Source organism: Streptomyces adustus (assembly GCF_009377175.1).
GTDB classification, from domain to species: Bacteria; Actinomycetota; Actinomycetes; order Streptomycetales; family Streptomycetaceae; genus Streptomyces; species Streptomyces adustus.
The window spans coordinates 1-10,341 of record NZ_VJZD01000305.1; the positions used below are offsets into that span (position 1 = coordinate 1).

The following is a 10,341-nucleotide window of genomic DNA, read 5'->3' on the forward strand; positions in this document are numbered from 1 at the left end:
GGCCGGTAAGTCCCCGGTGGAGGCGGGGCGGCGATACGGGAGCGCGGGCCGGTCGGGCTCCCGTGGAAGCGGGGCGGCGGGCCGGCGCGGTCGGGTCAGCCGGCGCCGGCGAAGTGCTCGCGCACCAGGGACCGGACCACGTCCAGGTCCTGGTCGATCAGCGCCTCCAGCAGGCTCATGTGTTCCGACGCGTCGGCCACCAGCTCCGCACGCCGCTGCCGGGTGGCGCCCCCGACGAGCGGCCACTGCGCGCGCCGGTGCAGGTCCTCGGCGATCCGGACCAGCTGGGCGTTGCCCGCGAGGGACAGCACCGCTCGGTGGAAGGCGCGGTCGCACTCGGCGTACGTCGCGACGCAGCCGGTCGACGCGGCGCGTACCGTCGCCTCGGCGAGCGGGCGCAGCTCCGCCCAGCGCTCGGGCGCCACCGCGCGGGCCAGCCGCAGCATCACCGGGACCTCGATCAGACTCCTGACCTCGGCGAGCTCGGCCAGTTCACGCGCGTCGCGCTCGATCACCCGGAACCCCCGGTTGGGGACGACCTCGACGGCCCCCTCCAGCGCGAGCTGCTGCATGGCCTCCCGCACGGGCGTCGCGGAGACCCCGAAGCGCTCGCCCAGCGCGGGTGCCGAGTACACCTCGCCCGGTGCCAGCTCGCCGGCCACCAGCGCGGTGCGCAGCGCGTCGACGATCTGGCCGCGCACCGAGGAACGCTGCACGACGGGCCGCGCGACGGCCGGATGCGGCACGGCGGGGCGCGGGCCGACGGGACGCGTGGCGTTGGAGTCCAGATCGCCCAGGTACGGCACCGCGGACCGCTGCACGGCGACATGGGACGGCGTCGGACGGGTCACGGCGGAGCGCGGTTGGGGCATCGGCGGCTCGGCGTGCGTGTGCTCACCGCGGGCCGCGTCGCCCGGCGGCTCCTGACGGATCCGGTCCCGGTCCGCGGCCCGCGGCTGGACCGGGACCCGTATGTCTCCGAGCCGCGCCTGCGGGGCGACCTGCGGCCCGTTGGAGCCCTGCATGCTCTGCTCCACGGACTCTCCTCCGGGCTTGTCGGTACTTGGGGCCATTACGACGGGTTGTTACTCGTCCGTCAAGCACCTTAGGCGCAGATCCGCCTCGTTCAAATCCCGGGCGCGCAGGGTAAGGTAAGCCTTACCTTTAATCGTCCGCAGTCGACCGTGAATCGGTGGTCCGGTATGCCCCTGCCCCTGTCGGCCGTCGCGGACGCGTACGCCCGTCTCGCCGAGGTCTACCCCGGGCTCACCGCGACCGAGTCGAGCGGCCCCGAGGCCGCCCCGACGGGCGGCGGCTGGGTCGGCGCGGCCGCCCTCGCGGACGGAGGCAGCGGGCTGGAGGCCTTCCTGGCCTGGGACGACGCCCAGGTGCTGCGGGACTACGGACAGCGCGCCCGGCCGGACGTCGTCGCCGGCTTCGGACTGCACCGGTACGCCTGGCCCGCCTGCCTGCTGATCACCGTGCCCTGGTTCCTGCACCGCAGGGTGCCCCGCCTGCCCGTGACGCATGTCTCGTACGACCGCGGCGCCGGCCGGATGGCCGTGCGCGTCGCCTCCTTCGCCTGCCTGCCGGGCGACCCTGCCGCGGCGCTGCCCGGTGCCCGGGTGGTCGCCGACGAGGAGGCGCTGCGCGCCGAGGTGCGAGCGGCGGTCGCCGAGCACATGGAACCCGTGCTCGCCGGGTTCGGTCCGCCGATGCGCCGGCGCGGGCGCGCCCTGTGGGGCATGGTGACCGACGAGATCGTCGAGGGGCTCTGGTACGTCGCCCACCTGTTCGGCGAGGAGCGGCGCGCGATGCGCGAGCTGGAGGCGCTGCTGCCGGGTGCGACCAGGCCGTACGTCGGCTCGGCCGCCTTCCGCGAGCTGACCGGGCCGGACGGCGAGCCGCTGCCCACCCGGGACCGGGCGAGCTGCTGCATGTTCTACACGGTGCGCCCGCAGGACACCTGCGCCACCTGCCCGCGCACCTGTGACGCGGACCGGGTCGCGAAGCTGACCGCCGTCGCCGCGAGTTGACGGCCACCGCCGCGAGTTGACCGGGCGTCAGACCGAGGACCGCACCGCCAGACCCTCCGAGACCGACGCGAATCGACCCCGCTACGATTACCGGGGATTCACAACTTCCTCACTTGCCGCAGGAACTATCCGTGGAACCACCCTTACGGGTAGTGTTAATCGAACTCAACTCCTGCCCCTCATGCGGCAGTTCGAGCAGAGTGTCGCCCTCGGTATCCCCCTGCACCTCCTTGGCGGCCTCTTGCCCAGAAACCCCCTGAGGGCCGGTGGACTTGGGCCACTATGGCGGGCGTTACGCCCTATCCCAATGCAAGGGACCCCAGATGAGACTGACCGACATATCGCTGAACTGGCTGCTTCCCGGCGCCGTACTGCTCCTGGGCATGCTGGCGGCGGTTGCGGTGCTGGCGCGTGGCAAGCGCTCCTCGGGGAAGGACACGAGCGCGGACGACTCGTGGGAGCGCAGCGAAGAGCGCCGCAGGCGCAAGGAGGCCATATACGGCACCGCCTCCTATGTACTTCTGTTCTGCTGTGCGGCCGTGGCCGCGGCACTCTCCTTCCACGGCCTGGTCGGCTTCGGCGAGCAGAACCTGGGCCTCTCCGGTGGTTGGGAGTACCTGGTGCCGTTCGGCCTGGACGGCGCGGCGATGTTCTGCTCCGTGCTCGCGGTGCGCGAGGCCAGCCACGGCGACGCGGCCCTCGGCTCCCGCATACTCGTGTGGACGTTCGCGGGCGCAGCCGCCTGGTTCAACTGGGTCCACGCGCCCCGTGGCATCGGCCACGACGGCGCCCCCCAGTTCTTCTCCGGCATGTCCCTGTCCGCGGCGGTGCTGTTCGACCGTGCGCTGAAGCAGACCCGTCGGGCCGCGCTGCGCGAGCAGGGTCTGGTGCCGCGTCCGCTGCCGCAGATCCGTATCGTCCGCTGGCTGCGGGCGCCGCGCGAGACGTACAGCGCCTGGTCGCTGATGCTGCTGGAGGGCGTGCGCTCGCTGGACGAGGCGGTCGACGAGGTGCGCGAGGACAAGCGCCAGAAGGAGGCCGCCCGGCTGCTGCGGCGCGACAAGGAGCGGGTGGAGCGCGCACAGCTCAAGGCGATCAGCCGGGGTCACCGCGGGTTCGTCGGGCGCGGCGGCCGCCAGCTGGAGGCCCAGGCCCTGGAGCGGGGCCCCGAGCGCGCCGCCGCGGAGCCTGCCATATCGACAACGGAGTTGGAGCTGCCCGCGCGCTCACGGCCGTCCCTTCAGCCCGTACGGACTGGTTCTGACCCGATCACCGTCGACCTGACCACCGAGGACGACACCATGGCGCTGCCGCGGCTCGACCACCTGGAGCGCAAGCTCAAGGACCTGGAGCAGCAGTTCGGCTGAGCCGGGCCCGGCACCGGGCGACAACGGCAGGGGGTGCGGCTCCGGCGAGCCGCACCCCCTCCCGTTCGTCCACCCGCACGGTCCTCACGCCGCCTCCGCGTCCAGTTCGAACCACACCGACTTGCCCACCCCGTGCGGCAGCACGCCCCACGCGGACGCGAGCGACTGCACCAGGAGAAGACCCCGGCCGTGCGTGCCGTCCTGCGCCGCCGGGACCCGCGGCCGTGGCCGCCCGGCCACGAAGTCGCGTACCTCCACCCGCAGTCCGTCCGGCCCGACGGTGGCGGTCAGCAGGGCCTCGCGGTCGGTGTGCACGAGCGCGTTGGTGACGAGCTCGCTGGTGAGCAGCTCCGCGATCTCCGACCGGCCCGGTTTCCCCCAGTGCCGCAGCAGTTCGCGCAGCGCCCTGCGGGCCTCGGGCACCGCCCGCAGGTCCGCCCGCCCCAGTCTGCGCCGCAGCTGCGAGGGCTGCGCCCGCGGCCCGGCGTCCTCCGGCTCCTCCCCCACGTTCCCCGCGTCCGCTCTTGCCTCCACCGAGGTGGTCCCGATCGCCACGGGACCGCTCCCTCGTGCCTGCCTCGTCATGGCCCCCGCCCGCGCGCCGATGTCGGTTCCCCTCCAGCTCGAACACGTTCACGGGAAGACATGCCCCACCGGCATCGCCGCACTCATGCCCGATCCCCGACGATCAGGTCTTCGGCCATGCCCACGGCGCCTTCGGCGGCGGACCGGCCACGCGGACTCGTGTCAGCGCGGGTGTCCGGAGGGGTACAGGACTTCCGACAGCGCCGTCCGAGCCGCCGAGGAGAGAGCCGTGCACGACGACCGAGCCCTGGTGGAGGCGCGCCTGGAACGCGCCCTGCGACAGTTCCTGCGGCCCGCGCAGTACGGCCCCGCGGTGCCGCTGGAGCTGTCCGTGTGGCACGTACCGGGCGAGCCGGTGCCGGTGGAGCAGGCCCTGCGGGCGGCCTACGAGCCGTTCACGGCCGGCACCGAGTGGGGAAAGCCCTGGTCGACGAGCTGGTTCCGGCTGACCGGCCGGGTGCCCGAGGAGTGGGCGGGCCGCCGGGTGGAGGCGGTGATCGACCCCGGGTTCACCGGCGACGGCCCCGGCTTCCAGGCCGAGGGGCTGCTCTTCGACACCTCCGGAGTACCGCTGAAGGGAATCCACCCCCGCAACCGGCACCTGACCGTCGGCCGTCCCGCGCGGGGCGGTGAACCGGTGGACCTGCTCCTGGAGGCGGCGGCCAACCCCGCCGTGCTGCACGGCGGCTTCGAACCGACCCGCCTGGGAGACGTACTGACCGCGGGCGACCGGCCCTGCTACCGGTTCCGCGCCGCCGAGCTGGCCGTGCTGAACGAGGACGTATGGCACCTGGTCATCGACGTCGAGGTGCTGTCGGAGCTGATGTACGAGCTGGACGCGGAGCGGCCGCGCCGGCACGAGATCCTGCGCGCCCTGGAGGACATGCTCGACACCCTGGATCTGCACGACGTGCCCGGCACCGCGGCGGCGGCCCGCGCGGCCCTCATGGACGTGCTGTCCCGTCCGGCCTCGGCGAGCGCCCACCGCGTCTCGGCGACCGGGCACGCCCACATCGACTCGGCGTGGCTGTGGCCGCTGCGCGAGACGGTCCGCAAGGCGTCCCGCACCTTCGCCAATGTCACCGCGCTCGCCGCCGACTACCCCGAACTGGTCTTCGCCTGCTCGCAGGCCCAGCAGTACGCGTGGGTGAAGGAGCACCAGCCGCACATCTGGGAGCGCATCAGGAAGGCCGTCCAGGACGGCAACTGGGCGCCGGTCGGCTCGATGTGGGTGGAGTCGGACGCCAACATGCCGGGCGGCGAGGCGCTGGCCCGCCAACTCACCCACGGCAGGCGCTTCTTCGCCGAGGAACTGGGCGTGCGGACGGAGGAGATCTGGCTGCCCGACTCCTTCGGCTACACCGCCGCCTTCCCGCAGCTCGCGAAGTTGGCCGGAATCCGCTGGTTCCTCAGCCAGAAACTCAGCTGGAACCAGTCCAACCGGATGCCCCACCACTCCTTCTGGTGGGAGGGCATCGACGGCACCCGCGTCTTCACCCACTTCCCGCCCGTCGACACCTACAACTCCCAGCTGCACGGCCGTGAACTCGCCCACGCCGAACGCAACTTCGCCGACAAGGGGCGGGCGAGCCGGTCCCTGGTCCCGTTCGGCTGGGGCGACGGCGGCGGCGGCCCCACCCGGGAGATGCTGGAGAAGGCGCGGCGGCTGCGCTCCCTGGAGGGCTCGCCGCGGGTGGAGATCGAGCGGCCGTCCGTCTTCTTCGCGGCCGCCGAGCAGGAGTACGGGCCGCAGGCGCCGGTGTGGTCGGGCGAGCTGTACCTGGAGCTGCACCGGGCCACCTACACCACCCAGGCGAAGACCAAGCAGGGCAACCGGCGCTGCGAACACGCGCTGCGCGAGGCCGAGTTGTGGTGCGCGACGGCGGCCGTGCGCAGTACGTCGTACGCCTACCCGTACGAGGCGCTGGACCGGCTGTGGAAGACGGTGCTGCTGCACCAGTTCCACGACATCCTGCCCGGCTCGTCCATCGCTTGGGTGCACCGGGAGGCCCGGGAGACGTACGCCCGCGTGCTGGCGGAGCTGGCGGAGCTCACGGCCGGGGCGGTGCGGGCGCTGGGCCCGGGCGGGCCGGTGGTCCTCAACGCCTCGCCGTACGAGCGGACCGAGGTGGTCGGGGACGCGGTGGTGACGGTACCGGGGCTGGGGAGCGCCGCGGTGCCGCCACAGACGCCTGCGCAGGGTGTTCGCGCGTGGCGCGACGGCGACACGCTCGTGCTGGAGAACGCGTGGCTGCGTGTGCGGGTCGGCGCCGACGGTCTGCTGACGTCCGTTCGGGACCTGGTGGCCGGCCGGGAGGTCCTGTGCGGCCCCGGCAACCTTCTCCAGCTGCACCCCGACCACCCCAACGCGTGGGACGCCTGGGACATCGACCGGCACTACCGGCGTCGGCACACGGACCTGACCGAGGCCGATGCGGTGGAGCTGGTGGCCGACGGTCCGCTGCGGGCGGCCGTGCGGATCACCCGCACGTTCGGCGCCTCGCGCCTGAGCCAGGAGATCCGGCTGACGGCCGCGAGCCGTCGCGTCGACGTCGTCACGGACGTCGACTGGCAGGAGTCCGAGAAGGTCCTCAAGGCCGCCTTCCCGCTCGACGTGCACGCCGAACGCTCCGCGGCCGAGATCCAGTTCGGGCATGTGCACCGCCCCACGCACACCAACACCTCGTGGGACGCGGCCCGGTTCGAGATCTGCGCCCACCGCTGGCTGCGGGTGGCGGAGCAGGGCTACGGCGTGGCGGTCCTCAACGACTCGACGTACGGGCACGACGTGACCCGCACCCCGTACGAAGGCGGCCTCGGCACGACCGTACGGCTGACCCTGCTGCGGGCCCCGCACAGCCCGGACCCCGAGACCGACCTCGGTACCCACCGCTTCACGTACGCGCTGCTGCCGGGCGCGGCGGTCGGGGACGCGGTCGCCGAGGGGCTGGCGCTCAATCTGCCGCTGCGGTCGGCCGAGGCGCCGTCGCTCGCGCCGCTGGTGCGGGTGGCGGACCCGGCGGTGACGGTCGAGTCGGTGAAGCTCGCGGACGACCGCAGCGGGGACGTGGTGGTCCGGCTGTACGAGTCCCGGGGCGGGCGGGCCCGCTGCGAGCTGACGGCGGACTTCCCGGTCGACCGTACGGAGGTGACCGACCTGCTCGAACAGCCGTTGCCCGACGGCCCGGACCCCGCCGCGGTCCTGCGGCCGTTCGAGATCCGCACCCTGCGGCTGCGCCGCTCCTGAAACCGGCCGTCCGGCAGGTCCCGCACCCGCGCCCTCGCCCTCGTCCTCGTCCTGGCCCCGGTGGACGCCGTACCGTCGGGGCGGGGCGTCAAGGGCGCGGCACGTTGCGCAGGTTGGAGCGGGCCATCTGGAGCATCCGGCCGACGCCGCCGTCCAGGACCATCTTCGACGCGGACAGTGCGAAGCCGGTCACCATCTCCGCTCTGATCTTCGGCGGGATGGACAGGGCGTTGGGGTCGGTGACGACGTCGACGAGGGCCGGTCCCTTGTGCGCGAAGGCGTCCTTCAGGGCACCGGCGAGCTGTTTGGGCTTCTCCACCCGCATCCCGTAGGCACCGCAGGCCCGGGCGACGGCGGCGAAGTCGGGGTTCTTGTTGGTGGTCCCGTACGCGGGCAGACCGGCCACCAGCATCTCCAACTCGACCATGCTGAGGGACGAGTTGTTGAAGAGCACGACCTTCACCGGCAGGTCGTACTGGACCAGGGTCAGGAAGTCGCCCATCAGCATCGCGAACCCGCCGTCGCCGGACATCGACACGACCTGCCGGCCGCGGTCGGTGAACTGCGCGCCGATCGCCATCGGCAGCGCGTTCGCCATCGACCCGTGGGAGAAGGAACCGATGACGCGGCGACGGCCGTTGGGCGAGACGTAGCGGGCGGCCCAGACGTTGCACATGCCGGTGTCGACGGTGAAAACCGCGTCGTCGTCCGCGAGTTCGTCCAGCACGGACGCCACGTACTCGGGGTGGATCGGGACGTGCTTCTCCACCTTCCGGGTGTACGCCTTCACCACCCCCTCCAGCGCGTTGGCGTGCTTGGTGAGCATCCGGTCCAGGAAGCGCCGGTCGTCCTTGGGCCGCACCTTCGGGGTGAGACAGCGCAGGGTCTCCCGCACATCGCCCCACACCGCGAGGTCCAGCTTGGAACGCCGGCCCAGGTGCTCGGGCCGGACGTCGACCTGGGCGATCAGCACGTCGTCGGGGAGGAAGGCGTTGTACGGGAAGTCGGTGCCGAGCAGGAGCAGCAGGTCGCACTCGTGGGTGGCCTCGTAGGCGGCGCCGTAGCCGAGCAGTCCGCTCATGCCGACGTCGTACGGATTGTCGTACTGGATCCATTCCTTGCCGCGCAGGGCGTGGCCCACGGGGGACTTGACCTTCCCGGCGAACTCCATGACCTCGGCGTGCGCGCCCGCGGTGCCGCTGCCGCAGAACAGGGTGACCTTATCGGCCTGGTCGATCATCTCGACCAGTCGCTCGATCTCGGTGTCGCCGGGCCGGACGGTGGGGCGGGCGGTGACGAGGGCGGTCTCGAAGGTCTTCTCGGGTGCGGGCAGGTCGGCGATGTCGCCGGGGAGGGTGACGACGCTGACCCCGCCGAGGCCGATGGCGTGCTGGACGGCGGTCTGGAGCACCCTGGGCATCTGCTTCGGGCTGGAGATGAGTTCGCTGTAGTGGCTGCACTCGCTGAACAGCCGGTCGGGGTGGGTCTCCTGGAAGTAGCCGAGGCCGATCTCGCTGGAGGGGATGTGCGAGGCGAGGGCCAGGACCGGGGCCATGGAGCGGTGGGCGTCGTACAGGCCGTTGATCAGGTGCAGGTTGCCGGGCCCGCAGGAGCCCGCGCAGGCCGCCAGCTTCCCGGTGATCTGGGCCTCGGCGCCCGCCGCGAAGGCCGCCGTCTCCTCGTGGCGTACGTGGATCCAGTCGATGGCGGAGCTGCGGCGGACCGCGTCGACCACCGGGTTCAGGCTGTCGCCGACCACGCCGTACAGGCGGGTGACGCCGGCGCGGATGAGGATGTCCACGAACTGTTCGGCGACGTTCTGCTTGGCCATGGCTGTCGGCTGTCCTCCCGGTCGGCTGCGGATGCCTCCGGCTTCCATGGAGACACAGCCGCCGCCGTCACGCCTCCCAGACGGCAGCCGCCGTACGGTCGTCCGCGTATCCCTTGACCCGGACCATAGTGTCCGCGAGGAACGCGGCGAGACCGGGCACCTCCCCCGCCGACCACCGCTCGCCGAGGTATCCGCAGAGTTCGGGCTCGCCGCGCAGCGGCTCGGCGAGGCCGCCGGTGCACACCAGCAGGGTGTCACCCGGCCGGGCTACCGAGGCCCGGAAGCGGAAGGGTTCGCGGGGTGCCTGCGGGGCGGGTTCGTAGGGGCTCGGCGGGGTCGGGATGCCCAGGTCCATGGTGAGCCGGTCACCCTCGGGGGTCTCGGCGGGCGGCGAGCCGAAGCCGACCACCGGTCCGCCCCTGGTCTCGGTGACCCGCGGCTCGATGTCCTGCCATTCGCCGCCCCGCAGCCGGAACAGTCCGCCCTCTCCGACTCCGAAGAACACCCGGATACGGCAGTCGGGGTCGGCCGGCAGCAGCAGACAGCGCAGGTCGGCCGTGTACTCGTCGGGGTCGACGCCCTGGAGAGTGGCACTGGCGCGGAGTTTGCCGAGGCTGCGGTCGGTGAGGCGGTGCAGGCCGGACTTGAGCTCGCCGCGCCGTCCGGCCCGGATGTCCTCCGCGAGCCGGGCATGGCTGCGGCCCACGGCCCGGCCCATCCACTGGCAGGCCTCGGCGGCCGCCCGATGGGCCCCGGTCGTGGCGCGGGCGCCGGTCGCCATGGCCACCAGCACCAGGGCCGCGTCGCCCTGTCCGAAGCGTGCGGTGAGCAGCGCGTCGCGGCGCGGTTCGCCACGGAAGCGGGCCGAGTCGCCGCGGGCGGAAACGGCGCGCAGGGTGCAGGCGCCGTAGTGGGCTCCGTCGAGCACGGTGTCGGAGACCAGGTCGTCGAGTGCGTCGGGGTCGGCGGGCGGGAGCGCGGTCGGTTCGGCGTCGTAGGTGGGTGGACCGGAGCCCACGTGGTCGCGGTGGCCGGCCCGGTCGACGACGGGGAGGCCGAGCCGGGTGTCGGTGCCCGGCCGCGGCCCGTCGGCGGTGAGGGCGGCGTCGGAGCGCGGGGCGGAGGGCGGTCCGGCGGGGCCCGCGCCGGTCACGGCGGGGCCGGTCACCGAGTTCGTGCGCTCCTGGGGGATGCGCTGGTGGAACCCCGGCGGCACGGGTCCGGACGGGAAGGCTGCGGGGCTGTCGGCGGGCGCGGGGCCGGGCGGCGGGAGAC

At 73.1% G+C, this 10,341-nt stretch carries 7 protein-coding genes; 3 read left to right on the forward strand and 4 right to left on the reverse strand.

The window, feature by feature from the left end:
* Positions 1-95: 95 nt before the first annotated feature.
* Entirely contained in the window at positions 96-1,037 is a 942-nt protein-coding gene (locus FNH09_RS40965; protein ID WP_338017840.1) for a GntR family transcriptional regulator, read from the reverse strand.
* A 165-nt stretch (positions 1,038-1,202) separates the two neighbouring features.
* On the opposite strand from FNH09_RS40965, the gene FNH09_RS40970 reads away from it, so the two are divergent.
* Entirely contained in the window at positions 1,203-2,036 is an 834-nt protein-coding gene (locus FNH09_RS40970) for a (2Fe-2S)-binding protein (protein WP_152894949.1), read from the forward strand.
* A gap of 323 nt (positions 2,037-2,359) precedes the next feature.
* Positions 2,360-3,403, forward strand: coding sequence for a DUF2637 domain-containing protein (locus tag FNH09_RS40975; RefSeq protein ID WP_152894950.1), 1,044 nt, complete (start codon positions 2,360-2,362; stop codon positions 3,401-3,403).
* 84 nt (positions 3,404-3,487) lie between these two features.
* Here the strand turns inward: FNH09_RS40975 and FNH09_RS40980 are convergent, their stop codons facing one another.
* Complete coding sequence (locus FNH09_RS40980; RefSeq protein WP_420802834.1) at positions 3,488-3,910, reverse strand: ATP-binding protein; 423 nt, start codon at positions 3,908-3,910, stop codon at positions 3,488-3,490.
* A 307-nt stretch (positions 3,911-4,217) separates the two neighbouring features.
* Here FNH09_RS40980 and FNH09_RS40985 point away from each other — a divergent pair, with 307 nt between their 5' ends.
* Positions 4,218-7,235, forward strand: coding sequence for a glycoside hydrolase family 38 N-terminal domain-containing protein (locus FNH09_RS40985; RefSeq protein WP_162469850.1), 3,018 nt, complete (start codon positions 4,218-4,220; stop codon positions 7,233-7,235).
* An 88-nt stretch (positions 7,236-7,323) separates the two neighbouring features.
* Here the strand turns inward: FNH09_RS40985 and FNH09_RS40990 are convergent, their stop codons facing one another.
* Together FNH09_RS40990 and FNH09_RS40995 are read right to left on the reverse strand one after the other, a co-directional pair.
* Positions 7,324-9,066 (reverse strand): pyruvate dehydrogenase, encoded by a 1,743-nt coding sequence (locus tag FNH09_RS40990; RefSeq protein WP_152894953.1) that lies wholly within the window; start codon positions 9,064-9,066, stop codon positions 7,324-7,326.
* 67 nt (positions 9,067-9,133) lie between these two features.
* On the reverse strand, positions 9,134-10,282 hold the full coding sequence (locus FNH09_RS40995; RefSeq protein WP_338017841.1) for a protein phosphatase 2C domain-containing protein: 1,149 nt from the start codon (positions 10,280-10,282) through the stop codon (positions 9,134-9,136).
* Positions 10,283-10,341 lie beyond the last annotated feature (59 nt).

Coding starts and splice junctions, on each gene's coding strand:
- FNH09_RS40990 (WP_152894953.1), bottom strand. CDS start 9,066: ATGGCCAAGCAGAACGTCGCCGAACAGTTCGTGGACATCCTCATCCGC.
- FNH09_RS40975 (WP_152894950.1), top strand. CDS start 2,360: ATGAGACTGACCGACATATCGCTGAACTGGCTGCTTCCCGGCGCCGTA.
- FNH09_RS40970 (WP_152894949.1), top strand. CDS start 1,203: ATGCCCCTGCCCCTGTCGGCCGTCGCGGACGCGTACGCCCGTCTCGCC.